Origin of the sequence: Streptomyces flavovariabilis, assembly GCF_000725785.1 — a bacterium.
In the GTDB taxonomy this organism is placed as follows: Bacteria; Actinomycetota; Actinomycetes; order Streptomycetales; family Streptomycetaceae; genus Streptomyces; species Streptomyces hawaiiensis.
This window is the reverse complement of sequence record NZ_JNXD01000003.1, coordinates 320,941-345,133: the sequence shown is the minus strand read 5'-3', so window position 1 is coordinate 345,133 and position 24,193 is coordinate 320,941. Positions and strand designations below refer to the sequence as shown.

The following is a 24,193-nucleotide window of genomic DNA, read 5'->3' as shown; positions in this document are numbered from 1 at the left end:
TACGTCGTGTTGAGACAGTGCCTTTCGCAACGCGGGCGGGGCCCAGCGGGCAGGGGCGGGCGGCGCCGCTCACCCGCCACGCCCAGTGCCCCGGCTGCGCTTGCCGTGCCCGCCGGGCGGGAGGACGCTCGTCAGGAGAGGCCTTTCGCGGCCCGCTCCCGTCGGGCCGCGGCCCTTCGAAGGAGGTCATCATGGGAACCGCGGCAGACCCCGCCTTCGACCGGGAGATCCTGCGCCGGGGCGTGGAAGGACAGACCCCGGACATCCTGCTCTCCCTGTACGCCGACGATGCGGAGCTGCGCATCGTGGACCGCACGACCCAGCCCAGCCACCCCAAGGTCCTGCACGGCAGGGACGAGATCGGCCGGATGCTGGAGGACGTCTACAGCCGCGACATGTCGCACAAACTGGAGCGGTGCGTCATCCAGGGCGACGAGGCGGCCTACAGCGAGAGCTGCGAGTACGCGGACGGGGTGCGCGTCCTGTCCGAGTCCATGATCGCGCTGCGCGGCGGCAAGATCGCCGAGCAGACCCTGGTCCAGGCCTGGGACGAGTAGCGGGCGCCGCACAGGGTGGGGCCGGGCCGTTACCGGCGCTGAGGTGGAGCACCACCGGGGAGCGGCCTCTCGGAAGTCGATGCCGTGCGCCTGGGCGAAGCAGTTCACCAGCCGGATCCTCGGCAAGCCCGTCGGCATGCTGCTGCTCGCCCGGGACGCGGCGGTCACCTACTGCCACACGCGCACGCGGGACCTGCCGGTGGCCGTGCGCGAGGCCGACATCGTGGTGGCCGCGGTGGGCCGGCCACGCCTCATCCGCGGCCAGGACATCAAGCCCGGCGCGGTGGTGATCGACGCCGGGTACAACGCCGGGAACGTCGGCGACGTCGATGTCGACTCCACCGTGGAGCGGGCCTCGCTGATCACACCGGTGCCGGGCGGTGTCGGGCCGATGACCATCGCCACGCTGCTGGAGCAGACCGTGGAGGCCGCCGCCCGGCAACTCGGTGTCACCGGGGTGTGATCAGCGCTCGGGCGTGGCCGGCGGAGTGTCAGTGAGCTGGGCCTCTGTCCCCGCCGGCGCCACCGTCCGGCCGCGCCGTCACCCTTCCGGTCTCCACCCCGGCGGCCGCAGGATCCCCAGCAGTTGCCGGACCAGTTCGTCGACGACCTCGTCGAGTGTCGCGTCCACCCAGCCAGCGCTCCAGTCGTGCAGCAGGCCGTTGACGCTGCCGATGAAACCCGTCGCGGCGAGGCGGTAGTCGCGGGGTGCGGCCTCTCCGCGTGCGGCCGCCGCGTCGGCCTCGGCGCAGATGAGGTCGATCCATCCGGCCCGGCGGGCGAGTCGCTGTTCCTCCAGGCGCGGACTGACGCCGATGATCTCGACGAAGGTGATCCGGATCCGGCGCGGATCGGCGGCGACGTTCCCGGCGTAGGCGCGGAAGATGGCGGTGGCGCGCTCGGCGAGCGGCAGGTCCGTCGCGCCCGCGGCCGCCTCCAGCACCGCAGCCTCGGCCCAGTCGTTGACCTGGAGGTGCAACGCGGCGAGCACGTCCTCGAGGGTGCGGAACTCCTCGTAGAACTGGCGGGTGGAGAGCCCGGCCGTCTCGCTGAGGGCGGCGACCGTGGTGGAGCGGAAGCCGGGGGTGTCACCGAACAGCTGGAGCGCGGCGTCGAGGAACCGCCGGCGCCGCTCGGCCTGCCGTTCCTCGGCGGTCTTGCCGCCGTAGCGGCCGGTCGGTGCTCTGAGTCTGCCCGGCACCGGCACTCCCTTCGTCGTTCGCACACTGATTTTGTCGTGCACGCGGTCTTGTGGAGAAGGCCGCCCCTTCCTTACTTTGCAGTAAGTTGACTCTGAAAGCGCGTGTGTTCAGATTCCTCACCCCACCCGCAGAGGAGGGATCAGCCATGTCCGTCTTCCGACGACGGCACCTGTGCTCCCTGACCGCCGCCCTGGCCCTGACCGCCGCCCTGCCCGCGACCGCCGCGGCCGCCCCGAGTTCCTCCGCCGCGCTGCGCGAGGTGATGTTCGTGGGCAACAACTGGGACGGCACCGCCGATGTCATCAGATCGACCGGTGACTTCGGGAAGATCGGCCGGATCAACGTCGTCCCCGACAAGGACCAGCGGATGGCCGAGATCAACGCCGACCCGATCAAGTGGATCTACTTCATGGCGATCCGCAACAGCGTCGGCGAGGGCCACGACCAGTTCGTCGACGACATGTACTCCACGCCGGACGGGACGTCGATGGTCGTCTCCCGGCCGAGCTTCGCCGACGTCGTGTCGATCGACCTCGCCTCCGGGCGGATCAACTGGCGCTTCCCCGTGTCCGGTTACCGCTCCGACCACATGGCGGTCTCCCCCGACGGCAAGCGGGTCGCGGTCTCGGCGTCGACCTCCAACACCGTTCATGTGCTGGACATCGTCTCCGGCAGGGAGCTGGGCAAGTTCGGCACCGGCGACAAGCCGCACGAGAACATCTTCACCCAGGACGGCAAGTACATCTACAACATGGCGATCGGCGACGTGAACACGCAGACCGACGCCCCGTGGCTGGACTGGACGAAGGGCGACCGGCGCATCACCGTCGTCGACGCCACCACGTTCAAGCAGGTCAAGGTCATCGACATGCGCCCGCAACTGGACGCGCTCGGCCTCAAGGAGCACTCCGACGCGGTCCGCCCGGCCGTCTTCTCGCCGGACGAGTCGAAGCTGTACTTCCAGGTCTCCTTCTTCAACGGCTTCTTCGAGTACGACATCGCCACCGACAAGATCACCCGCACCAAGACCCTGCCGGAGAACCCGGCGACCAGCGACGACCGCACGACCTTCGTCAACGACTCGCGCCACCACGGCATCTCGATGAGCCCGGACGGACGCAGGCTGTGCGTCGCGGGCACGATGGACGACTACGCCACCGTCGTCGACCGCGCCACGCTCCAGGAGGGCCCGCTCGTCACCGCGTCCAAGCCCTACTGGGCCACGGTCAGCGGTGACGGCAAGGCCTGCGTGGTCTCCGAGAGCGGCACCGACCAGGTCACGGCCATCGACTTCGCCACCGGGAAGAAGGTCGTGTCCGTGCCGGTCGGTGACCACCCGCAGCGCGTCCGGCTCGGCCATGTGGCGGCCGGCTGGACGAGCCCGTCCGCTAGTTGACCTCCTTCGCCGCCCAGGCCGCCAGTTCGGAGCGGGCCGCGGCGAGCAGATCCGCCGAGGGAGCCGTCGCCCCGTTGGTCACCAGCGCGTAGTGCAGGACGCCCGAGTCCGGCGCGGTGAGCAGCAGGCGGCGGCTTCCCGTGCCGCCGGGCTCCTGCGCCACGCCCACCGGAGTCGCCGAGGTGTAGGCCGGCGGGGCATGGGCCGTACCCAGGTCGGAAACGACCGTGGTGGACTTGGCCGGGAAGCTCGCCGGCAGATGCAGTTCGGTGGGTGCCGGGCCGCCGTCCGAGCGCCACAGCAGCAGCCCGTACTGCCCCGACCCCACCAGCCGTTGCACGCTGGGCAGCGAACTCGGCACGGGATTCCAGGTCAGGGTCGTCGAACCGTCCCGGGAGCGGTCCTCGTAGGTGAAGCCGACGGTCGTACCGGCCGTGGCGCTCGGGTAGAGGCGGTCCAGGAGCCGGGCGTCCTGGCGCAGCACGGGTTCGCCGGCGTCGTCGAGTCGTACGGCGGACAGGTCCTCGTCGTTCCAGGCGTCACCGGCGGTGAGCACTTTGTCGGGGTTGCCGTTCATCAGCTCGCGGTGGCGGCCGTTGTAGATGTCCCACTGCCACTGGGAACCGGAGAGCACGGGTCCCGAGGCCGCCGGGTCGGACCACCAGTCGGCGCCTTTCACGCGGGAGTCGAGGGCCTGGTACATCGCTTTGAGGACGGTCGGCGCCTTGTCGGAGACGTTGCCCGCCAGCGGATGCCCGAACTCGCTGACCACGGCGGCCGTCCGGGCGGCGGCGGCGCGGTCGCGGACGGTGCGGAAGTCGCCCGTGTACTGGCCGTCGGCCGCCTTGCCCCACATGAAGACGCCGGAGATGGCCTTCTGGTCGTAGAAGTGTGTGTTGAAGACGTAGCGAGGACCGAGACTGCCGGCGTCGAGCAGGCCGCCCTCCTGCTTCTGGAAGTCCAGATTGGCGTTCCAGAAGAGGTTCGGCTCGACGAAGGCGGGCTTGTCGCGCCAGCCGGCCGTGTCCATGCGGGTGCGGAACTTCTCGTAGAACGGCCAGAGCACGTCCTTCTCCCAGGCTCGGCTGGTCTGCCCGGAGTCGTAGACGCCCGCGTGCGGCTCGTTGTAGGGGTCGAATCCGGCGATGCCCCTGAACTGGTCCGCGCTCAGGTGCTGTCGCACGTACGCCATGGTCTTCTGGGCGGTGGCGAGGAAGGCGTCCTGCACGCCGTGCGCGTTGTGCCAGAAGTCGTAGGTGGCACGTTTCACCGCCTCGTTCTGGGTGATGTTCTGCCCCCAGAAGAGGCAGATCCCGCAGGACTCGTCCGGGTAGTTCCCGGCGTCCACGGCCCACTTCGGGGCGCCGTCGCCGGTGTACCAGCTGTCGGCGTCGAAGAGGTGCCGGGAGTAGAGGTCCTGGTGGAAGTCGGGGTAGACGCGGATGCCGATGTCGAGGAAGGCCTTCATCTGGTCGGTGGCGGCGGCCAGGTAGGCCGTGTCGACCTGGCCGCGCTCGGGCTCGGCGTAGGCCCAGGAGAGCAGGAAGCGGACGGTGTTGCCGCCGCCGAGGGCGCGCAGGGCGGTCGCCGACGTGCGGGCGTCGGCGACCGAGGCGAAGGGCAGGCCCTTGTTCTCCGCGAGCTTGGTCTCGCCGGAGACGTTGTAGCCGCGCAGCACGATCTCGCGGCCGTGGGTGTCGGTGAAGCGGCCGTCCCGCACCGTGACGGTGGGGTCGTCGAACCAGAGGGAGCCGGGAGGGGGCGCGGCGGTGGCCGGCGGGACGCCCGCCACCGACACGGAGCCGAAGAGGACGACCAGGACGACCAGCAGACGCGCTCGGATAGTCGGCATGTCCACTACAGTCCGGCGATATCAGGACACCGTCAACACCCCTGACTCTGGAGTAAGTTCCCTCTCCGGCAACCCTCACACCTCAGCCACCCACCCTTCGTGTCACGTTCAACAAGTACTCCTTCCTGTTCAGCGGGTTGTGGTCGGTGCGCGGGCGCTCGGGGATCGTGCCGTGCGTGACCGGCGCATAGTGGGCGAAGAAGCTCTCCAGTTCGCCCTCGCCCCGGGTGAGTCCCGGCAGCCGCTGTTCGAGGGCGTGCACCCGGGCAGCCGGCACCGTGCCTTCGAGGACGCAGCGGTCGTCCCTGTTCCCCGTCGTCCCGGGCACGGCCGCGAGCCCGGCGAGGAACGGCAGCAGGGCGCCGAGGGTGTCGGCCGGGGCCTCGATGCGGAAGCGGTGCATCGGCTCGTGGACCCGCGTCCCGGCCCGCCGCAGCGCCTCGATCAGCACCAGCGGGGTCACGCCGCGGAAGTCGGCGCCCGTGCTCGACATGCTCTTGTCGAAGCCCTGGTGGGCGTGGCTCTGACGGGGCCAGTATCCGCTGTGCGTCATCGTCACCACGCAGTCGGTGACCTGCCAGCCGTGCAGACCCTGGTCGAGGGTCTCGCGCACGGTGTCCTCCACGGCCTTGAAGAAGGCGTACGGCATCGCCCCGAGTTCCACCTCCAGCCGGAAGCCCACGCCCGAACCGACCGGAGCGGGGTCGACGCGCAGACCTACGGTCGCGAGGAACGGGTTCGGGTCCTTCTTGATGAACTCCACGGCCTGCCCCGTGCCGACGGGCCGTTCGACGCACAGCGGCGTCGTCTGGCGGAAGGTGACGTCGAGCCCGTACTCGTCGGCGAGGGTGGCCTGGATGACCTCCTTCTGCACCTCGCCGTAGAGGGAGACGGAGGTCTCCTGGCGGCGTTCGTCGCGGCGCAGGCCGATCAGCGGATCCTGCTCGGCGAGCTGGGTGAGCGCGAGGTGGAGCGCTCCCCGGTGCACGTCCGGGCCGGGGACGACGACGGTTTCGAGGGTGGGCGGGGCGAAGTAGTGCTCGTACGCCTTGCGGGGTTCGCCGATCGCGTCGCCGATCCGGATGTCGCCGAGCCCGGTGAGGCGGGCGATCCGGCCGGCCGCGACGGAGTCCGCACGGGTGTCCGTGCCGTGGTCGAAGACGCTGATGCCGGTGATCCGGCCTTCGGCGCCGTCCGCTCCGAAGGGGACCCGGTCGCGGGTGCGCAGGGTCCCGGAGAACATCCGGGCGTAGGCGGCCTTCTCCCCCGCCGGGCCCCGGTCGACCTTGAACACGGTGGCGGAGACCGGCCCGTCCGCGTTCCCGTCGGCCGCCGGCAGCAGCGTTTCGATGCCGGACAGGAGTGCCGTCACGCCCGCGCCCGTGGCGGCGGAACCGAAGTAGACCGGGTGGACGAGCGCCTCCCGGGTCTGCGCGACGAGTGCCTTGCGCAGGGCCGCGTCCGTGACGGTGTTCTCGACGTACGCGGTCAGCAGGGCGTCGTCGTGCCCGGTCAGGACGTCGAGGGCGCCGGCCGGTCCGGGAGAGGGGGTGAAGCGGGCCGCGCGGGTGCCGAGGCGGGTGGCGGTCCCCATCGGCACGACCGCGGGTGTCAGCCGGGACGAGATCTCCCGCAGCACCGCCTCGTGGCGTGCCCCGCTCCGGTCGATCTTGTTGACGAAGAGCAGGGTCGGGATGCGCAGCCGCTGGAGTGTCCGCATCAGCACCCGCGTCTGCGCCTGCACCCCTTCGACGGCGGAGATCACGAGGACGACGCCGTCCAGCACACCGAGCACCCGCTCCACCTCGGCGATGAAGTCCGGGTGACCGGGGGTGTCGATGAGGTTGACGGTCACGCCGTCGAGCGGGAACGAGACGACGGCGGATTTGATGGTGATGCCGCGCTGCCGCTCGAGGGCGAGGGTGTCGGTGCGGGTGTTCCCGTCGTCGACGCTGCCGATCTCGTCGATCACCCCGGCCGAATGGAGCAGCCGCTCGGTCAGGCTGGTCTTACCCGCGTCGACATGGGCGAGGATTCCAAGGTTGAGCATGTGCACGAAGCGTCATGTCCTTCGGAGAGAGGTCCGTTCCTGGCTGGGGGGACATGCACGCAGTGCGCATTCGGAACTCCTCCGGACTCGGTGACGTCGCTGACCTGTGCAGTGCAGCAGACCGGCACGGGGGGCCACAACGGAATTAACCGCTGCCGGGGTACCCGGCGGGGTGCGCGCAAGGAGAGGAGCGGCTCGTGCGTGACGTTCTCCCGGTGCTCGGCCGCTGGTACGCGGCCGGAGTCCCGTTCGGCCTCGCGACGGTCGTGCGGGTCAGCCGCAGCGCGCCGCGCGACCCGGGCGCGGCGATGGCGGTGGGCCCGGACGAGGAGGTCGTGGGCAGTGTGTCCGGGGGCTGTGTCGAGGGCGCGGTGTTCGAGCTGGCGCGGGAGGTCGCCGCGGGCGGCGAGGCCCGGCTGGAGACCTTCGGCTACAGCGACGCGGACGCCTTCGCCGTCGGCCTGACCTGCGGCGGCGAGATCACACTCCTCGTGCGCGCGGTCACGCCCGAGCGGGATCCCGGCTTCGGCGCGGTCGCGGACTCGGTCGCGGCGGGCGAGCCGGTCACGGTGGCGACCGTGGCCGACGGCCCGGCACCGTGCGGGGCGGCGCTCGCCGTCTGGCCGGACCGGACCGCCGGCTCGCTCGGCACGAGCGGCCTGGACGCGGCCGTGACCGCCGACGCCCGCGGCGGACTCGCTCTCGGCGCCACCGGTCTGCGGCACTACGGGCCCGAGGGGCAGCGCCGCGAGGACTCCGTGAGCGTGTTCCTGCAGTCCTTCGCACCGCCGCCGCGGATGCTGGTGTTCGGCGCGATCGACTACGCCGCGGCCGTGGCCCGTATCGGGGGCTTCCTCGGCTACCGGGTCACCGTCTGCGACGCCCGCCCGGCCTTCGCCACGCCCCGGCGCTTCCCCGAGGGTGTCGAGGTGATCGCGCGGTGGCCGCACCACTACCTGCGCGAGACGGACACGGACGAGCGCACGGTGATCTGCGTCCTGACGCACGACCCCAAGTTCGACGTACCGCTGCTGACCGATGCGCTGCGCCGCCCGGCCGCCTACATCGGGGCGATGGGCAGCCGCCGCACCCACGCCGACCGGGCGGAACGGCTGGCCGAAGCCGGGCTCACGCGGTCCGAGCTGTCCCGGCTGCGCTCACCGGTCGGCCTCGACCTCGGGGCCCGTACGCCCGAGGAGGTGGCGGTGTCCGTCGCCGCCGAGATCGTGGCGCTGCGCTGGGGCGGCACCGGCGCGCCGCTTAGCGCGACGGAAGGGGCGGTGCATCCGCACCGATCCTCCTGATCACCGGCGCCGCTCCCGGTCACGTCGCCATCGGGTTCGTACGATCGTGTCGCCGTCAGCACATCAGCACACCAGCAAGGGGAATCCCATGATCTTCATCACCGCCAAGTTCCGGGTCCGTCCCGAGCACGCCGACCGCTGGCCCGAGATCGCCGCTGACTTCACCCGGGCGACGCGCGCCGAGCCCGGCTGCCTGTGGTTCGACTGGTCGCGCAGTGTGGCCGAGCCGTCGGAGTACGTCCTGGTCGAGGCCTTCCGCGACGAGGCGGCCGGAGCCGCGCATGTGCAGTCCGCGCACTTCAAGGCAGCGCAGCAGACGCTGCCTCCGCATCTGGCCGAGACGCCGCGCGTCGTGAACGCGAACGTCCCGCAGGACGACTGGTCGCTCCTCGGGGAGATGGCGGTGCCGGGACAGGAGTAGCCCCCGCACAGGTCCGGCCACCGGCATGGGCCGTAAGTCGTGGCGGACCGGCTCTTGCCCCGGACGGCGGGCACCCGTACGCTCACGGCCGTACCGACTGGACGGTATGCATCCGAGGAGGATTGCCGGACATGAGCACGATCAACCGCCAGATACGCCTGGCCGCACGCCCCGTGGGAGAACCGCGCCCCACCGACTGGCAGCACGTCGAGGAGCCGGCCGGGCAGCCGGGCAACGGGGAGTTCCTGGTTCAGGTGCTCTGTCTGTCGATCGACCCGGCGATGCGTGGCTGGATGAACGCGGGCAGGTCCTATATCCGCCCGGTGGAGATCGGCGAGGTGATGCGCGCCGGCGCGGTGGGCAGGGTGGTCGCCTCCCGGCACTCCGGGTTCGCGGTCGGCGACCATGTGTCGGGCACGTTCGGCGTGCAGGAGTACTGCGTGTCGGACGGGCGCGGCGTGACCAAGGTCGACCCCGCGGCGGCCCCCTTGCCGACCTACCTCGGCACGCTCGGCATGTCGGGCCTGACGGCCTACTTCGGCCTGATCGAGGTCGGGCGGCCCGAGCCGGGGCAGACCGTCGTGGTCTCCGGAGCGGCCGGGGCCGTCGGCAGCGTCGTCGGGCAGATCGCCAAGATCCTCGGCTGCCGGGTCATCGGCATCGCCGGCGGCGCGGCCAAGTGCGGGCTGGTGGTGGACGAGTTCGGGTTCGACGCCGCGATCGACTACCAGAGCGAGGACGTCCGCAAGGCCCTGCGCGAGCACGCCCCCGACGGCGTCGACGTGTACTTCGACAACGTCGGCGGCGACGTTCTGGACGCCGTGCTGCTGCGGCTGGCGCGCGGCGCCCGCGTGGTCGTCTGCGGCGCGATCTCCCAGTACAACAGCACCAAGCCGCAAGGTCCCGCCAACTACTTGTCGCTGCTGGTGAACCGCGCCTCCATGACGGGCATCGTGGTGTTCGACTACGCCGAACGGTACGCGGAGGGCATCGCTCAGATGGCCACGTGGCGGGCCGAGGGCCGGCTGAAGTCCCTGGAGGACGTGGTGTCCGGCTCGGTCGCGGAGTTTCCCGAGACCCTGATGCGCCTGTTCCGTGGTGACAACCACGGCAAGCTGGTGCTGAAGATCGCGGACTGACCGGGCCCGAGGGGAGGGAGAGACCCGATGAAGGCACTGACCTACCACGGCCGGCACGACATCCGCTACGGGGAGGTCCCCGACCCGGCCGTCGCCGGCCCCGCCGACGCGGTGGTGAAGGTGACCGCGGCCGGGATCTGCGGCAGCGACCTGCACATCTACGGCGGCAACGCGTTCAGCCCGGAACTGGGCTACACACCGGGACACGAGTGCGTCGGCGTGGTCGTCGACACCGGCGGCCAGGTCACCCGGTTCAAGCCCGGCGACCGGGTTCTGGTGCCGGCCTCCGTCGGCTGTGCGCAGTGCCGGCAGTGTGCGGCCGGGTTCACCGCCCGCTGCGAGCGCGCCACGTCGAGCACGGAGCTCTGCTACGGAGTGAGCCCGAAGCTCCCGGGCAGCCAGGCTCAGCTCCTGGCCGTGCCCTGTGCCGACGTCAATCTGGTGCACCTGCCCGAGGACATCTCCGACGAGGCCGCCGTCGTCCTGACGGACAACGCCCCCACGGCCTGGTACGGCTGCCGCCGTGCCCGCATCCAGCCCGGTGAGACCGTCCTGGTCATCGGCCTCGGCCCGGTCGGCCTCATGGCCGCCCAGTCCGCCTTCGCGATGGGCGCGGCCCGGGTCCTGGGCGTGGACCTGGTCGCGGAGCGCCGCGCCTTCGCCGCCGGCCTGGGCGTCGAGCCGGTCGAGGGTGACGACGCGCGGGCGGCCATCCGGGACATGACCGCCGGCCGTGGGCCGGACGCCGTGGTGGAGGCGGTGGGTTCCGACGCCACCATCGAACTCGCCCTCAAGGCCGTCCGGCAGGCCGGCCGGGTCAGCGTCATCGGCGTCAGCCAGAACAAGGCGTTCCCGTTCCACATGTACCTGGCGCAGGTCAAGGAACTGGAGTTCGCCATCGGGCTGTGCTCGGTGCACTACGAACTCCCTCCTCTGATCGCCCTCACCCGGGCCGGCCGGCTCCAGCCCGAGGTCGTGGTCTCCCACCGCTTCGCCCTCTCCGAAGGCGCGGCCGCGTACGAACTGTTCGCAGGCCGCTCCGACGGCGTCCGCAAGATCCTTCTCGACCCGACCGGCTGACTGCTTCCGGCCACTCACCTACCAGGCGCTCAGCCGGTCTCCTAGGGTGGGTCTCTCGGAGACTGGAGGCCGCGATGTCACAGCGCCACGAAGCCGCCCGCCCGACCCGTCCGCGGCTGACGCCGCTCCCCGAAGCACAGTGGGACCCACGGACCCGGGAACTGCTGACCGGCGCACCCCACGACCCCGGGGGCGGCGTCCCGAACATCTTCACCACGCTCGTACGTCATCCCGACCTCTACGAGCAGTTCATGCCGTTCGGCGGCCAGTTGCTCGTCAGCGGCCGACTGCCGGGAGAAGTGCGCGAGTTGCTGATCCTGCGCACCGCGTGGAACACCGGCTCACGGTACGAGTGGGGGCGGCACCTCCCCCTGGCCGGGGCCGAGGGCGTCACGGACGCGGACATCGACCGCATCGGCGAAGGGCCGGAGGCACCCGACTGGACGGACCTCCAGAGGCACTTGATCCGCGCGGCGGACGAGCTGAACCGCGATGCCACGATGTCCGACGCCACCTGGGAGGGTCTCGCCGAGCACTTCGACGACGCCGAACTGATCGAGATCGTCATGCTGGTGGGGCAGTACCACATGGTGGCCTTCTTCCTGAACGCCACCGGTGTGGAACTGGAGCAGGGGTTCGACGGCACGGCTTCGCGGAGGGGGACAGAGACCAGGAGTAGTCAGGGGCGCCCGGAGTAAACGGCCCGTCACCTCAGACGAGGGGCGGCGAGCCGTCGCCTGCCGGACGGCGGCCCCAGGCCGAGATCATCGGGGAGGTGGCGAGGTCGAGGCGTCCGGCCGCGATGTTGGCGAAGTGCCGCTCGATCTCCTCGTCCGTGGCGAGGCCCTCGGCGACGAGCCTGCCGCGCACCTGCTGGACGGTGGCCGTCTCGAGGACGTCGCAGGCAGGCGAGGTGATCGGGAAGTAGGCGTCGGCCTCCACGTCGGCGAGTCCCGCTTCGCGCAGCAGCCGCGGCAGTCTGCGTCCATAGCCGAGGTCGGCACCACGCCGGCGCAACAGCTGCCGGAAGCCGGCACGGAGCCGGTTGGCGAGTTCCTGCTCGGGGCCGATCATGTCACGGGCCCGGCCGGCGGTTCAGCGCGGTGCGCGGGGTGGCAGCCGGTGCAGTTCCAAGTCCGTGAGCAGCCCGTCGGCGACCGTGGCGGTCATGTACGTGCAGTGCGGCTGGCGGCGGCGGTCCGTCGGGGAACCCGGGTTCAGCAGGCGCAGGCCGGTGGGGGCCGTGGTGTCCCAGGGGATGTGGCTGTGGCCGAAGACCAGCACGTCCAGGCCGGGGAAGCGGGCGGCGCACCGCTGTTCCCGGCCCTGCTTGGCACCCGTCTCGTGGATCACGCCGAACCGCACCCCTTCCAGTTCCGCGTACGCCACCTCCGGCAGCCGGGCGCGCAGATCCGGCCCGTCGTTGTTGCCGTACACCCCGACGAGCCGGCGACAGCGGGCCTCCAGCAGATCGAGCGTCTCCGTGTCGACCCAGTCCCCGGCGTGGAACACGACGTCGGCGTGCGGGAGTTCGGCGAGCAGGGGGGCGGGCAGGATCTTGGCGCGCTTGGGCAGGTGGGTGTCGGACATCAGCAGCAGTCGCACATCATCACCCTAGAGGGTGCCGTTCAATATCCACTTATACGGATGAATCGACATCCAGGTTGAAGGGTCGGTGAAGATCCCTCCATCCTTCCTCCATGTCTCTCGTCTCACCCGCCTTCGATGCGTCCGGCCTGCGCGACTACGCCTACGACTGGGCGGTGGTCGACGTGGAGACGTCAGGGCTGGTCGCCCGCCGTGACCGGGTGCTGTCCCTGGCCGTGGTGATCCTGGGCCCGGACGGGGAGCAGACGGACGAGTTCTCGACGCTCCTCGACCCCGGCTGCGATCCAGGGCCGGTGCATGTCCACGGGCTGACGTCCGAGAGGCTGCGCGGTGCGCCGGTCTTCGACAGGGTCGCGCCGCGGATCGCCGCGATGCTGCGGGACCGGGTGCTCGTCGCGCACAACGCCCAGTTCGATTACGACTTCCTCGCCCACGAGTTCGCCCGTGCCGGCACGGCGCTGCCGGTGACCCGTCGCCTGTGCACCCTCGCACTGAACCGACGGGTCGATCCGCCGACCGGGGATCTCAGGCTGGGCACGCTCGCCGCCCACTACGGCGTCCCCCAGGTCAGGGCACACGACGCGCTCGACGACACCCGGGTGCTGGCGGGCGTGCTGCGCGCCTCACTGCGGGAGGCGGCGCGCCTCGAACTGCCGTTGCCGTTCGTGTCCTGCCCGCCCCGCCAGGACCCCCGGTTCGCTCCCCGGACGGCCAAGACACCGTGCGCCTACCGCAATCCGGGGCGGCCGGAGCCGGACGGGCCACTGGTGCAGGGCATGAAGGTCGCGATCACCGGTGAGACGCTGACGCCACGCGCGGAGCTGGAGCGGCGGGCCGTCGAGGCCGGGCTCAACATCATGACGTCCGTCAGCCGGCACACCAGCGCACTGGTCACCAACGACGCCACGTCCGGCTCCGGCAAGGCGCGGCGCGCCCTGGCCGAGGGCGTGCCGGTGCTCGACGAGTCCACGTTCGTGAGGCTGCTGGGGGACGTACGGCCGGGGACACCGCATGAGCGGACACGGAGCTCCGATGCCGCGATCCCCTCGCCCGCGACGCCCGCAGTGCCCCCCACGTCCGCAACGCGATCCGGCCAGGAGCCCACGGTCCCCGCCGCCGCCCTCCCCGGCCCGGCGCGATCGGCACCGTCCACGCCCGCGCATGCGGCACACCCGGCCACCCAGGACCGTCCCCTGTCCGGCCGACGCGTCCTGGTGCTGGGTGGCACGCACCCCGAAGCCGTCACGGCCCGCGGCAGGATCGTCGAGCTCGGCGGGGCAGCGGCGATCAACCTCTCCTCGAGTGTCACCGATGTCGTGCTCCTGGACGGCGGCGAGCGGGACCGCCGGATGAAGCGGATCACCACCCTCGCGTTCCCCACGCACGACGCCACATGGCTCGACGCCCCGGCCCTCACCCCGCTGTCCCGGCGGAGCGGCGGAGCGGCGGCGGCATGCGTCCTCCCGCGCGGAGGCGTCATCGACCTGCCGCAGCCGAGCGGGCCCACGACTGCGGTCCCCTGGACCGTCACCGCGACCTGGGCGCAGCAGACGTCGTGCGAGATCGACGTGGTCGCCTTCGTCGTCGACGAGGAGGAACAGGTCTGCTTCGACGAGGACTTCGTCTTCTACGGTGCGCCGGAGAATCCGGGCGGGACGGTGCGGCTGCACAGCGACGGGCCGACCGAGCAGACGATCGGCGTCGATCTCGCCGCACTGCCGCCCTCAGCCCGCAAGGTTGTCGTCGCCGCCGCCGTCGACGGCTCGCCCACCTTCGGGGACGTCGGCGCGATCCACATCAGCTCCGGCCCGGGCCCCAGCGCCGCACCCCTGGTCCAGGCCACTCTGGACGCCGCGACCACCGAGCGCACCCTGGTGCTCGCCGAGCTCTACCGCCGCGGCCCGCTGTGGCGCCTGCGCACCGTGGGGCAGGGGTACGACCAAGGGCTGGACGCCCTTGCCCGGACCTACGGTGTGAATGTCTCCGACTGAAGCGCACCTTGACCGCGAACAGACAGACACCGCAGCTCAGTTGCCCTGCCGGCAGAGATGATCACGGCGAGGTCTCGAAAGGTGAGGCCACCTCGCCGAGCGGGTTAGCATCGGGCAACACGCACTACAACAGGACGTCTACGGCGAGCGACCCGAAGGGGCCCGGAAACCCGATGCCGGTCAAGGTCAGCGTCATCATCCCCGTGTACAACCCGGGGATCTACATCGAGGACTGCATCTCCTCGCTGCAGCGGCAGTCGCTGCCTCCCGAAGAGTTCGAGGTGATCTTCGTCGACGACGGCTCGACCGACGAGACCCCGGCCCGGCTCGACGCGCTCGCCGCCGAGGACCCCCGGATCAAGGTCATCCACCAGGAGAACTCCGGCTGGTCGGGCAAGCCCCGTAACGTCGGCATCGAGGCCTCCCGGGGCGAGTTCGTGATGTTCGTCGACAACGACGACTACCTGGGCGACGAGGCCCTGGAGCGGATGTACGACTACGGCGTGGCCAACGGCGCCGACGTCGTCGTGGGCAAGATGGCCGGCAAGGGCCGCGGGGTGCCGGTGGAGCTGTTCCGCCGCAACCATCCGCGTGCCACCGTCGAGAACGCCCCGCTCATCGACAGCCTCACCCCGCACAAGATGGTCCGCCGGGCCTTCCTGGACCGCATCGGCCTGCGCTTCCCTGAAGGCAGACGGCGCCTGGAGGACCACGTCTTCGTCGCCGAGGCGTATCTGCGCGCGGAGAACGTGTCCGTGCTCAGCGACTACGTCTGCTACTACCACCTCCGACGGGACGACGGCTCCAACGCCGGGTTCGAACGCTTCGACCCCGTCGGCTACTTCAGGAACCTCCGCGAGGCTCTGGACGTCGTCGAGCAGTACACCGAGCCCGGTCCGGTGCGCGACCGGCTGTTCCGGCGCTGGCTGCGCGTGGAGATGGTCGAGCGGCTGCGGGGCCGGCGCTTCCTGAACCTGCCGGACGACTACCGCAGGGAGCTGTTCGGGGAGATCCACGAGGTCGTCGTCGAGCGCTTCGGGCCCGGTGTCGCGGCCGGTCTGCAGCCGACGCAGCAGGTCGTCGCCGCGCTGACGGCGGCCGACCGGTACGACGACGTGGTGGCCTTCGCGGAGTGGGAGGCCGGCGTCGCCCCCACGGCGACACCCGAGGGCATCGAATGGCGCGACGGTTCACTGACCGTCGGCTTCACGGCCGAGTATCTGTCCGGCGGTGAGCCGATGCTGTTCCCCGCCGACGCCGAGGCCGCGCCGCTGACCGATGTGCCGAAGGACGTGCCCGAGGCGGTGCGGTGGGTGGCCTCGGAGACCGCCGCGCGATTCGGGCAGGCCACGGCCGATCTGCTGCTGCGGGAGCGCTCCAGCGCCGCGCAGTACTTCCAGCCGGTGGAGTTCACCCGCGAGACCGTGCCGGCCGGGGACGGCGGGGAGGTCCGGCTGGTGCTGCGGGCCACCGCCACGGTCGACCCGGCCGACCTGCCGCGGGACGGCGCCTGGGACGCACTCGTCCGGGTGAAGGCGGGCGGCTGGACCAAGGAGTGCCGGCTGGGCCCGGCGCCGCGCGAGAACCGGCCCACGCCGGACGTGGGCCTCGTCGGTGACCGACCGGTCCTGCCGTACTGGACCGAACCGCACGGCAACCTCTCCCTGGAGCTCGGTGCGCGCGGCAAGCGGCTCGGGCTGGGCCGCGTGCAGCTGGGGGACGTCGCCGTCTCCGAGGGGCGCTTCCGTGTCCTGCTCCCGGTGCACGCCGCGGGCGAGACCGGGGTGCGGCTGAGGTTCGTCTCCTCCGGCCGGATCCTGGAGGTGCCGGGCACGCTCTCCCCCGGCGCGGACCGGCCGGGCTCGGTGCTGGCGGCGGCGCTGCCCGCCGAGGATCTCTCGGACGACGTCTGGCGGGTGGCCGTGTGCCTGAACCCGGGCGCCGACCGGGCCCGTTTCACCGGCCTGCCGTTCGCCCTGCGGGCCGGGGGCGGGAGCGTGCTGGTGACGCCGGCGCCGGGGCCCGGTGTCGCGCTCCGGCTGGCCCGGCGTGCGCGACGCGTCCTGGGTGCCGCGCGCCGGAAAGTGAGTTCCCGTATCAAGGCCGGAGGGCGGTGACGGCATGCGACCGCTGGGTATAGAGGGTGCCTGGGTTCTGGAGCCCAAGGTCTTCCCGGACGACCGGGGCAGCTTCCACGAGTGGTATCGCGGTGCGGAGTTCCGCGAGGCGACGGGTCACGACCTGTCACTGGCCCAGGCCAACTGTTCGGTCTCGCGGCGGGGCGTGCTGCGGGGCGTGCACTTCGCCGACGTGCCGCCCAGCCAGGCCAAATACGTCACCTGTGTACGCGGTGCCGTCCTGGACGTGGTGATCGACATCCGGGTGGGCTCCCCCACCTACGGGAAGTGGGAGGCCGTACCGCTCGATGACGACACGCGGCACGCGGTGTTCCTGGCGGAGGGCCTCGGCCACGCGTTCATGGCCCTCACGGACGACGCGACGGTCGTCTACCTGTGCTCGGAGGGCTACGCCCCGGGCCGCGAACACGGCATCCACCCGCTCGACCCGGCCCTGGGCATCGAGTGGCCCGAGGGCATCACGCCGCTCCTCTCCCCCAAGGACGAACAGGCCCCGACCCTGGCGGAGGCGGAACGCCAGGGGCTGCTGCCGTCGTACGACGCCTGCCTGGCGTACTACGAGGAACTGCGCGGGCGGGCCGGGGGCTGCTGACGCCTGAAAGAGGCGGAGGGGCCCCCCCCAGGGACGGCGCGGGCTCAGGATGCGCCCGGCCCGTCATGCGTCACGGGCCGGTGCCTGCCACGGCCCGGGGCACGAGGCGGGCCGGGCGCGCCGTCGGCCGTCGTTCCGGGGCTCCGACTGCCGAAGCCGGTGGAGCCGCTCCGCTCCCGCCGCGGCCGTAGAGGCTTGGCACCCGCGGCTCCCTCAGCCGGTGTGCCGCGGGGCGGTGCCCGCCCTGCAAGCTCCCTGAGCCGAGTCCCGGACACACCGCAGGCCCGGACGCGTGCGGCGTCCGGGCCTGTGCTCCGTGAGGCCGGGCAGGTCGTCGGCGCCGGCCACCCCCGGGCGGTGGCCGGCGCAGTCGTTCAGCGGCTCACGCCGACCTGCTGCAGGGCCTTGCGCAGGGGCTCCCAGCCGACGGCGCGGGGCAGGCCGCGGTTGCGGGCCTGCGCGAGGGGGCGCCAGAAGCCCGCTTCCACGAGGGCCTCGGGGCGGACCGCGCCGGCCCGTTCCAGGATCGCCTCGGGGACCTTCTGCGGGTCGGGGATCTTGTACTCGGCCATGATCTCGTCGTACTTGTCGTGCAGGACCCGGTTGTTCGGGTCTGCGCCGAAGACGACCAGCTGGCCGGTGGGGGCGGTGTCCACCTGCACCGTGACGAGGTCGGGGCGGTAGCGCGCCAGCACCTCGGTGATCTTGTAGACGTCGCCGGTCCAGGCGTTGGTGTGCCGGTCCCGGGCCGCCTCGTCGATGCTGCGCGGCAGCATGTCGTCGAGGACGATCACACTGGACCAGTCCGAGTACTTCTCGACGTTCATGAAGTCGCGCAGCGCGAACTCGAACAGGTGCATGCCGTCGATGAACGACAGGTCCAGCGTCGTTTTGCGCCAGTAGCCGATCGGGCTGCGGCCGCGGCGGAGGTTGCGCAGCGGGTGACGGCCGCCCTTGAGGTGCTGGAGCGGATTGTCGCGCGCGAAGAAGTCGTCGCTGGTGGCCTTCACCAGGTGGACGTCGCACCTCAGCTCCGAGACCACCTTGAAGGCGGGGTCGATCGCGATGCTGGGGACGCGGGACAGCGTCAGGCTGCGCCCGTCGTTGACGCCGATCTCCAGGTAGTTGCGATTGGCGCTGACCTTGTGCAGTTCCCGGAGGAACTCATGGCGTTTCACGAGGAAGACCTTCCTTGCGGATGCGGGGCAGTGCTTCGTGCAGGGCGGAGCGCCAGTCGCGCGGCAGTGGCAGGCCGATCTCCTGCCAGCGGCGGTGTGCGAGAGCGCTGTACGCCGGGCGGGGCGCGGGCCGGGGAAAGGCCGCGCTGCTGGTGGGGCGCACCCGGTCCGGGTCGGCGCCGATGAGGGAGAACACCTCGCGGGCGAGGTCGTACCAGGTGGCCTCGCCGGAGTTGGTCGCATGGAAGACGCCGTGCGCATCGGGGCCTAGCCGGGGGCCGAGGTCGGCGATCCGCCCGGCGACGTCCGCGCTCCAGGTGGGCTGCCCCCGCTGGTCGTCGACGACGTCGAGGGTGTCGCGGCGGGCCTCCAGCCCGATCATGGTGCGGACGAAGCTGGAGCCGTGGACGCCGTACAGCCAGGCCGTGCGCAGCACCGCACTCGCCCCGGGGAGCTCTTCCAGTACGGCCCGCTCCCCGGCCAGCTTGGTGCGGCCGTAGGCGGTGCGCGGGCCCGTCGGATGGTCCTCCGGGTAGGGGGTGGTGCGAGCCTCGCCGGAGAAGACGTAGTCCGTGGAGACGTGGATCATGCGGGCGCCGTGCGCGGCGCATGCCCGGGCCAGCAGACGCGGGCCGTCCCCGTTGATCTCCAGGGCGCGGGCCTCGTCGGTCTCGGCGTCGTCGACGGCCGTGTAGGCGGCGCAGTTCACGACGAGGCCGGGGCGGTGCTCCCGCACGGCGGCGTCGACGGCTTCGGGGCTCGTGATGTCCAGGGACGCGCGGTCGAGGCCCGCGACGGTCTCGCCACGCCGTGTGAGTTCCTCGACGACGTCCCGCCCGAGCATTCCGCCCGCCCCGGCGATCAGCCACCTCATGCCCGCTCCTGGGCGACGCGCCGCTTCAGGGGCTCCCACCAGGCCCGGTTGTCGCGGTACCAGGCGACGGTCTCGGCGAGGCCGGTGGTGAAGTCGTGGCGGGGGCGGTAGCCGAGTTCGTCGCGGGCCTTGGAGCAGTCGACGGAGTAGCGCAGGTCGTGGCCCTTGCGGTCCTCGACGTACTCCACCCGGTCCCAGTCCGCTCCGCAGGCGTCCAGGAGCAGGCCGGTGAGCTCCTTGTTGGTGAGCTCGGTGCCACCGCCGATGTTGTAGATCTCGCCGGGCCGGCCCTGGGTGCGGGCGAGGTCGACGCCCTGGCAGTGGTCGTCGACGTGCAGCCAGTCGCGGATGTTGCGGCCCTCGCCGTACAGCGGCACCTTGTGGCCGTCGAGGAGGTTGGTGACGAACAGCGGGATGACCTTCTCGGGGAACTGGTGCGGGCCGTAGTTGTTGGAGCAGCGCGTGACGCGCACGTCCAGGCCGTGGGTGCGGTGGTAGGCCAGTGCGAGCAGGTCGGAGGAGGCCTTGGAGGCCGAGTACGGCGAGTTCGGCTGCAGCGGGTGGGTCTCCGGCCAGGAGCCGGTCTCGATGGAGCCGTAGACCTCGTCGGTGGAGACGTGCACGAACGGGCCCGTGCCATGGCGCAGGGCGGCGTCCAGGAGGGTCTGGGTGCCGAGGACGTTGGTGCGGACGAAGTCGGCGGCACCGCTGATCGAGCGGTCCACATGGGACTCGGCGGCGAAGTGCACGACCTGGTCGGCGTCGGCCATCAGTTTGTCGACCAGTTCGGCGTCGCAGATGTCGCCTTGCACGAACTCCAGCCGCGGATGGGTCAGTTCGAGGTTGTCGAGGGTGCCGGCGTAGGTGAGCTTGTCCAGCACGGTGATGCGCGGCGCGTCGGGCGCGTCCGAGGCGAGCAGTGCGCGCACGTAGCGGGAGCCGATGAACCCGGCGGCGCCGGTGACGAGGAGGTTCATGAAGTGATCTGCACCTTGCTGTGATCTCCGAGGACGAGGCGGTGGGCGCTGGGAACGCTGGGGGCCGGGGTCACCTCGACGTGCCGGCCGATCAGCGAGGCCTCGATCCGGCCGACGCCCTGGATCGAGGAATCCCGCAGCACGATGGAGAACTCCAGCTCGCTGTCGGTGATGCGGCAGTTCTCGGCGACGGAGGTGAAGGGGCCCACATAGGAGTTGCTGACGACGGTGCCCGAGCCGATGACGGCGGGCCCGACGATACGGGAGTCGACGATCCGCGCGCCCTCTTCGACCACCACTCGGCCGATGGTCTCGGACACCTCGTCCACGTCGCCGTCGATGCGGCGTTCCATGCCCTCGAGGACCATGCGGTTCACCTCGAGCATGTCACCGACGTTGCCGGTGTCCTTCCAGTAGCCCGTGATGACCGTGGAGCGCACGTCGGCGCGGGTGTCGATCAGGTGCTGGATGGCGTGGGTGATCTCCAGTTCGCCGCGCCAGGACGGTTCGATGGCGCGGACCGCCTCGTGTATCAGGGGCGTGAACATGTAGACGCCGACCAGCGCGAGGTCGCTCTTGGGCTGGTCGGGTTTCTCCTCCAGGCCGATCACCTGGCCGGACGGGTCGAGTTCGGCGACGCCGAAGGCGCGCGGGTCGGCCACGCGCGTGAGCAGGATCTGGGCGTCGGGCCGGTGGGCTCGGAACTCCTCGACGAGCCCGGTGATGCCGCCGACGATGAAGTTGTCGCCGAGGTACATCACGAAGTCGTCGTCACCGAGGTAGTCCCGGGCGATCAGCACCGCGTGGGCCAGCCCGAGGGGCCGCTCCTGCGGGATGTAGGTGACGTCGAGGCCGAACTTCGACCCGTCTCCCACCGCTTCCTCGATCTCCTCGGCCGTCTCCCCGACGATCATGCCCACGTCGGTGATGCCGGCCTCGGCGATCGACTCCAACCCGTAGAACAGCACGGCCTTGTTGGCCACGGGCACCAGTTGTTTGGCCGACGTGTGCGTGATCGGCCTCAGTCTTGTTCCTGCGCCGCCGGACAGCACGAGAGCCTTCATTCGGTTCACCTTAGTCGTGATCCGGCGGATGTGAACATCACTTCTTTAGTTGTCGACGCGCGGTGTCACCCGGCTCGTCACCGCGCGGTGTTCCGGAGAGGGATCAGTCCTCACCCCGGACGATGTTCCACTCCGCCCCGGACTGCACCGCCCTGGGGGTGCCCCGGTCCTCGACGGCGGGGAGGCAGGTCCGCAGCGCGGCCTTTCCGCGCAGGCGGCGCGCCTTCGACCAGCCGGTCTCGTGCTGACGGACGACGGGCTTCTCACTGGTGTCCATGGACTCCACGACTCATCATCTTCCTTCTGCTTCCACTGATGTTCGAGTCCCCAGCGAAAAACCGAACAAACCCGGTCCCGGACGCCCGTGCCCCGCTGCCGAACTCCCCATCCCCTGTGAGGTGTTCGGAAGACGTACGACGGTCCCGCGCACGGCGAGGTGCGCGGGGACCGTCCGGTGGGGTGCTGCCCGTCAGCCGTTGGGGCGTGCGGCGCTGATGTCGCCGAGCGCCGACTCCGGGTCGCGCTCCATGGCCATGTCGCCCAGGGAGACGATGCCCACGGGGTGCCCGTGGTCGACGACCGGGATGCGGCGCACGGAGTGCTCGCGCATCAGCTCCACCGCCTGGGTCAGGTCCTCGTCGGGGCTGACGGTGACCAGTTCGTCGCTGCACGCGCCGGCCACGGTGGTCTGCTCCGGGTCGCCGCCCCTGCTGACCGACCGGACCACCAGGTCGCGGTCGGTGACCAGACCGCGCAGATTGTCGCCGTCCGTCACCAGGACGACTCCGAGGTCCTCGTCGCGCATGATGCGCGCCACCTCGGCGACGGAGGTCTGCTGCTCGACGGTGACGGGGTCGCCGGTCATGATGTCGCGGACATGCTGAGCCATGACGTTCCTCTTCCTTCGGCTCGTGGCGGTTTCTCCGTCCTGCGCCACGCCGGGTACCCGGCCGGCCCGCGGTGTCACCAGGTACGCCCGGCCTCCAGCAGACGGTCGCGGACGAGGGCGACGTGCGGGTTGTCCGAGGTACCGGGCCGCTGGACGAGGAAGCCGGTGTTGATCGGGGCGTCCTCGGGGGCGTCGAGGAGGACCAGGGCGCCGGACTCCAGTTCCCCGGCGCACAGGTAGCGCGGCAGCACGCTGAAGCCGGCGCCGGCCGTGACCAGCGCCAGGACGGCCCGCAGGTCCGGCACCGAGACGGCGGCGCGGCAGTTCAGGCGCCGGCCGAAGACGTGCCGCCAGTAGCGGCGCACGATGGGCAGGTCCTCGGCGTATGTGATCAGCGGGACGTCGTGCAACGCGGCGGGTCGGTCGGCGGCCGGGCGCTGCGCGACACGGTCGGCCCAGGCGGGTGCGGCGACCAGGACGAACTCCTCGTCCGTCAGCGGCACCGCGGACAGGGTGCGGCCGCGGGGCCGGCCGGTGGCGATCACCAGGTCGTGACGGCCGGCCCGCAGCTCGTCGAGCAGAGGCTCGGTCAGTCCCGTCGCGACGCGCAGCCGCACGCCCTCGGTGACGAGCGGGGCGAGGGCGGGCAGGGCCCGGGTGGACAGCAGCTCGGCGGGCCCGGCCAGATGGACCGGATCGACGCGCGATTCCGCCCGTGGGCCGTGACCGGTGGCCTCGGCGAGCGCGTCGAGGGGGGCGGCGACACGGGCCGCGAGTTCGTCGGCCACGGTGGTCGGGGCGACGCCGCGCGGGAGCCGTTCGAACAGCTCCCGGCGGGTCTGCCGTTCCAGCGAGCGGATCTGCGTGGTGACGGTCGGCTGGGACAGGCCCAGCAGCTGCGCGGCGGCCGTGAAGGACCCGGACCGGTAGACGGCCAGGAAGGTGCGCAGCAGGTTGAGGTCGGGCTGTGCGGGCGTGCCGGTCGTGCTCAGGGGGTCGATGGGCCTCACGCGGTCCGACCCTACCGCGCCGCGCCATTGGAAAGCCTATGGCTGCCATTGGGTCTGCCATTGGAAAACCGGAGGCCCGGGCGCCTACGGTCGTGTCGTCCCCGTCATCGCCGCGCTGTCCGACTGCGGCCCTTCCCACTGGAGATGCACCCATGTCGAAGATCCTCTTCGTCGTCACCGGCGCCGACACCTGGACCCTGGCCGACGGCACCGAGCACCCCACCGGCTTCTGGGCCGAGGAGGCCGTCGCCCCGTACGAGGCGTTCCGGGCCGCCGGCCACGAGGTCGTCGTGGCCACGCCCGGCGGTGTCGTACCCACCGTCGACCGGGCCTCTCTCGCTCCCGAGGTGAACGGGGGCCGGGAGAACGCCGACCGGATCGCGAAGGCGCTGGAGTCCTTCACCGAGCTGCGGCGTCCCGTCCGTCTCGAGGACGTCCGGCCGGACGACTACGCGGCCGTCTTCTACCCCGGCGGCCACGGCCCGATGGAGGACCTCGCCGTGAACGCCGACTCCGGCCGGCTGCTCACACAGGTCCTGGAGTCGGGCAGGCCGCTCGGTGTCGTCTGCCACGGGCCGGCCGCGCTGCTGGCCGCTGTCGGGGCCGACGGCGGGAACGTCTTCGCCGGCTACGAGGTCGCGGCGTTCACCAACGCCGAGGAGATCCAGGGCGGTCTCGCCGACCGGGCCGAATGGCTGCTCCAGGACCGCCTCACCGAGGCCGGGGTGACCGTGCGGGCCGGCGAGCCGTGGGCCCCGCACGTGGTCACCGACCGCAACCTGATCACGGGCCAGAACCCCGCGTCGTCGGCCCCGCTGGCGGAGGAACTGCTGAAGCGGCTGGGCTGAGCAGGGGCATCACCGGGGCCGGG

Annotated in this window: 22 protein-coding genes, 2 pseudogenes and 1 riboswitch; of the genes and pseudogenes, 12 read left to right on the top strand and 12 right to left on the bottom strand. The window is 71.4% G+C overall.

What is annotated here, in order from left to right:
• Positions 1 to 191 precede the first annotated feature (191 nt).
• Both IO24_RS0109005 and IO24_RS0109000 read left to right on the top strand, forming a co-directional pair.
• The gene (locus tag IO24_RS0109005; protein WP_031133721.1) at positions 192 to 557 is read left to right on the top strand and encodes a nuclear transport factor 2 family protein; all 366 of its coding nucleotides are present in this window, start codon (positions 192 to 194) and stop codon (positions 555 to 557) included.
• Positions 558 to 575: 18 nt separating this feature from the next.
• A riboswitch (ZMP/ZTP riboswitch) is annotated at positions 576 to 660 on the top strand.
• Positions 661 to 666: 6 nt separating this feature from the next.
• A pseudogene (locus tag IO24_RS0109000) lies at positions 667 to 1,020 on the top strand (bifunctional 5,10-methylene-tetrahydrofolate dehydrogenase/5,10-methylene-tetrahydrofolate cyclohydrolase); the annotation flags it as partial.
• Between the two features lie 78 nt (positions 1,021 to 1,098).
• Here IO24_RS0109000 and IO24_RS0108995 read toward each other — a convergent pair.
• Positions 1,099 to 1,758: a TetR/AcrR family transcriptional regulator gene (locus IO24_RS0108995; protein ID WP_031133718.1), complete on the bottom strand. Its 660-nt coding sequence runs from the start codon at positions 1,756 to 1,758 to the stop codon at positions 1,099 to 1,101.
• A gap of 146 nt (positions 1,759 to 1,904) precedes the next feature.
• Between IO24_RS0108995 and IO24_RS0108990 the strand changes: the two genes are divergently transcribed.
• Complete coding sequence (locus IO24_RS0108990; RefSeq protein ID WP_031133716.1) at positions 1,905 to 3,155, top strand: YncE family protein; 1,251 nt, start codon at positions 1,905 to 1,907, stop codon at positions 3,153 to 3,155.
• On the opposite strand, the gene IO24_RS0108985 is transcribed toward IO24_RS0108990, so the two are convergent.
• On the bottom strand, positions 3,148 to 5,007 hold the full coding sequence (locus tag IO24_RS0108985; protein ID WP_031133714.1) for a cellulase family glycosylhydrolase: 1,860 nt from the start codon (positions 5,005 to 5,007) through the stop codon (positions 3,148 to 3,150). The genes IO24_RS0108990 and IO24_RS0108985 overlap by 8 nt on opposite strands.
• An 82-nt stretch (positions 5,008 to 5,089) precedes the next feature.
• Positions 5,090 to 7,063 (bottom strand): elongation factor G, encoded by a 1,974-nt coding sequence (locus IO24_RS0108980; protein WP_031133712.1) that lies wholly within the window; start codon positions 7,061 to 7,063, stop codon positions 5,090 to 5,092.
• A gap of 191 nt (positions 7,064 to 7,254) precedes the next feature.
• Here IO24_RS0108980 and IO24_RS0108975 point away from each other — a divergent pair, with 191 nt between their 5' ends.
• The 5 genes from IO24_RS0108975 (at position 7,255) to IO24_RS0108955 (ending at position 11,699) form a co-directional block, all read left to right on the top strand.
• Entirely contained in the window at positions 7,255 to 8,361 is a 1,107-nt protein-coding gene (locus tag IO24_RS0108975) for an XdhC family protein (RefSeq protein ID WP_031133710.1), read from the top strand.
• A gap of 88 nt (positions 8,362 to 8,449) precedes the next feature.
• Positions 8,450 to 8,782, top strand: coding sequence for a putative quinol monooxygenase (locus IO24_RS0108970; RefSeq protein ID WP_031133709.1), 333 nt, complete (start codon positions 8,450 to 8,452; stop codon positions 8,780 to 8,782).
• A 131-nt stretch (positions 8,783 to 8,913) separates the two neighbouring features.
• Positions 8,914 to 9,921, top strand: coding sequence for an NADP-dependent oxidoreductase (locus tag IO24_RS0108965; protein WP_031133708.1), 1,008 nt, complete (start codon positions 8,914 to 8,916; stop codon positions 9,919 to 9,921).
• A gap of 27 nt (positions 9,922 to 9,948) precedes the next feature.
• Positions 9,949 to 11,001 carry an alcohol dehydrogenase catalytic domain-containing protein gene (locus tag IO24_RS0108960; RefSeq protein ID WP_031133706.1) on the top strand — a complete coding sequence of 351 codons (1,053 nt, stop codon included), beginning with the start codon at positions 9,949 to 9,951 and terminating at the stop codon, positions 10,999 to 11,001.
• A gap of 74 nt (positions 11,002 to 11,075) precedes the next feature.
• The gene (locus IO24_RS0108955; protein WP_045295972.1) at positions 11,076 to 11,699 is read left to right on the top strand and encodes a carboxymuconolactone decarboxylase family protein; all 624 of its coding nucleotides are present in this window, start codon (positions 11,076 to 11,078) and stop codon (positions 11,697 to 11,699) included.
• Between the two features lie 13 nt (positions 11,700 to 11,712).
• Here the strand turns inward: IO24_RS0108955 and IO24_RS0108950 are convergent.
• Positions 11,713 to 12,078: pseudogene (locus tag IO24_RS0108950) on the bottom strand (SAM-dependent methyltransferase); the annotation flags it as partial.
• Between the two features lie 18 nt (positions 12,079 to 12,096).
• Positions 12,097 to 12,606, bottom strand: a complete 510-nt coding sequence (locus IO24_RS0108945; RefSeq protein WP_031133700.1) for a metallophosphoesterase family protein — start codon at positions 12,604 to 12,606, stop codon at positions 12,097 to 12,099.
• Between the two features lie 95 nt (positions 12,607 to 12,701).
• On the opposite strand from IO24_RS0108945, the gene IO24_RS0108940 reads away from it, so the two are divergent.
• From IO24_RS0108940 to rfbC, 3 genes are all read left to right on the top strand, one after another.
• On the top strand, positions 12,702 to 14,600 hold the full coding sequence (locus tag IO24_RS0108940) for a DEDDh family exonuclease (protein ID WP_031133697.1): 1,899 nt from the start codon (positions 12,702 to 12,704) through the stop codon (positions 14,598 to 14,600).
• A 173-nt stretch (positions 14,601 to 14,773) separates the two neighbouring features.
• The gene (locus IO24_RS0108935) at positions 14,774 to 16,717 is read left to right on the top strand and encodes a glycosyltransferase family 2 protein (RefSeq protein WP_031133695.1); all 1,944 of its coding nucleotides are present in this window, start codon (positions 14,774 to 14,776) and stop codon (positions 16,715 to 16,717) included.
• Between the two features lie 4 nt (positions 16,718 to 16,721).
• A complete protein-coding gene (rfbC, locus tag IO24_RS0108930; protein ID WP_031133693.1) occupies positions 16,722 to 17,330 on the top strand; it encodes a dTDP-4-dehydrorhamnose 3,5-epimerase in 609 nt (202 codons plus the stop codon).
• A gap of 374 nt (positions 17,331 to 17,704) precedes the next feature.
• On the opposite strand, the gene IO24_RS0108925 is transcribed toward rfbC, so the two are convergent.
• The 7 genes from IO24_RS0108925 to IO24_RS0108895 all read right to left on the bottom strand — a co-directional run bounded on the left by IO24_RS0108925 (position 17,705) and on the right by IO24_RS0108895 (position 23,322).
• Positions 17,705 to 18,508 (bottom strand): class I SAM-dependent methyltransferase, encoded by an 804-nt coding sequence (locus tag IO24_RS0108925; RefSeq protein ID WP_031133691.1) that lies wholly within the window; start codon positions 18,506 to 18,508, stop codon positions 17,705 to 17,707.
• Positions 18,495 to 19,382: a dTDP-4-dehydrorhamnose reductase gene (gene rfbD / locus IO24_RS0108920; protein WP_031133689.1), complete on the bottom strand. Its 888-nt coding sequence runs from the start codon at positions 19,380 to 19,382 to the stop codon at positions 18,495 to 18,497. The genes IO24_RS0108925 and rfbD overlap by 14 nt, the downstream gene beginning before the upstream one ends.
• Positions 19,379 to 20,359 (bottom strand): dTDP-glucose 4,6-dehydratase, encoded by a 981-nt coding sequence (gene rfbB / locus IO24_RS0108915; protein WP_031133687.1) that lies wholly within the window; start codon positions 20,357 to 20,359, stop codon positions 19,379 to 19,381. The genes rfbD and rfbB overlap by 4 nt, the downstream gene beginning before the upstream one ends.
• On the bottom strand, positions 20,356 to 21,423 hold the full coding sequence (locus IO24_RS0108910; RefSeq protein WP_031133685.1) for a glucose-1-phosphate thymidylyltransferase: 1,068 nt from the start codon (positions 21,421 to 21,423) through the stop codon (positions 20,356 to 20,358). The genes rfbB and IO24_RS0108910 overlap by 4 nt, the downstream gene beginning before the upstream one ends.
• Before the next feature lie 103 nt (positions 21,424 to 21,526).
• Positions 21,527 to 21,700 (bottom strand): hypothetical protein, encoded by a 174-nt coding sequence (locus IO24_RS45580; RefSeq protein WP_167551596.1) that lies wholly within the window; start codon positions 21,698 to 21,700, stop codon positions 21,527 to 21,529.
• 192 nt (positions 21,701 to 21,892) lie between these two features.
• Positions 21,893 to 22,312 (bottom strand): CBS domain-containing protein, encoded by a 420-nt coding sequence (locus tag IO24_RS0108900; RefSeq protein WP_031133683.1) that lies wholly within the window; start codon positions 22,310 to 22,312, stop codon positions 21,893 to 21,895.
• A gap of 74 nt (positions 22,313 to 22,386) precedes the next feature.
• Positions 22,387 to 23,322, bottom strand: a complete 936-nt coding sequence (locus tag IO24_RS0108895) for a LysR family transcriptional regulator (protein WP_078898929.1) — start codon at positions 23,320 to 23,322, stop codon at positions 22,387 to 22,389.
• Between the two features lie 152 nt (positions 23,323 to 23,474).
• Between IO24_RS0108895 and IO24_RS0108890 the strand changes: the two genes are divergently transcribed.
• On the top strand, positions 23,475 to 24,170 hold the full coding sequence (locus tag IO24_RS0108890; protein ID WP_031133679.1) for a type 1 glutamine amidotransferase domain-containing protein: 696 nt from the start codon (positions 23,475 to 23,477) through the stop codon (positions 24,168 to 24,170).
• Positions 24,171 to 24,193: the final 23 nt, after the last annotated feature.

Coding starts and splice junctions, on each gene's coding strand:
- IO24_RS0109005 (WP_031133721.1), top strand. CDS start 192: ATGGGAACCGCGGCAGACCCCGCCTTCGACCGGGAGATCCTGCGCCGG.
- IO24_RS0108990 (WP_031133716.1), top strand. CDS start 1,905: ATGTCCGTCTTCCGACGACGGCACCTGTGCTCCCTGACCGCCGCCCTG.
- IO24_RS0108985 (WP_031133714.1), bottom strand. CDS start 5,007: ATGCCGACTATCCGAGCGCGTCTGCTGGTCGTCCTGGTCGTCCTCTTC.
- IO24_RS0108970 (WP_031133709.1), top strand. CDS start 8,450: ATGATCTTCATCACCGCCAAGTTCCGGGTCCGTCCCGAGCACGCCGAC.
- IO24_RS0108965 (WP_031133708.1), top strand. CDS start 8,914: ATGAGCACGATCAACCGCCAGATACGCCTGGCCGCACGCCCCGTGGGA.
- IO24_RS0108960 (WP_031133706.1), top strand. CDS start 9,949: ATGAAGGCACTGACCTACCACGGCCGGCACGACATCCGCTACGGGGAG.
- IO24_RS0108955 (WP_045295972.1), top strand. CDS start 11,076: ATGTCACAGCGCCACGAAGCCGCCCGCCCGACCCGTCCGCGGCTGACG.
- IO24_RS0108940 (WP_031133697.1), top strand. CDS start 12,702: ATGTCTCTCGTCTCACCCGCCTTCGATGCGTCCGGCCTGCGCGACTAC.
- IO24_RS0108935 (WP_031133695.1), top strand. CDS start 14,774: ATGCCGGTCAAGGTCAGCGTCATCATCCCCGTGTACAACCCGGGGATC.
- rfbC (WP_031133693.1), top strand. CDS start 16,722: ATGCGACCGCTGGGTATAGAGGGTGCCTGGGTTCTGGAGCCCAAGGTC.
- rfbD (WP_031133689.1), bottom strand. CDS start 19,382: ATGAGGTGGCTGATCGCCGGGGCGGGCGGAATGCTCGGGCGGGACGTC.
- rfbB (WP_031133687.1), bottom strand. CDS start 20,359: ATGAACCTCCTCGTCACCGGCGCCGCCGGGTTCATCGGCTCCCGCTAC.
- IO24_RS0108910 (WP_031133685.1), bottom strand. CDS start 21,423: ATGAAGGCTCTCGTGCTGTCCGGCGGCGCAGGAACAAGACTGAGGCCG.
- IO24_RS45580 (WP_167551596.1), bottom strand. CDS start 21,700: ATGGACACCAGTGAGAAGCCCGTCGTCCGTCAGCACGAGACCGGCTGG.
- IO24_RS0108900 (WP_031133683.1), bottom strand. CDS start 22,312: ATGGCTCAGCATGTCCGCGACATCATGACCGGCGACCCCGTCACCGTC.
- IO24_RS0108890 (WP_031133679.1), top strand. CDS start 23,475: ATGTCGAAGATCCTCTTCGTCGTCACCGGCGCCGACACCTGGACCCTG.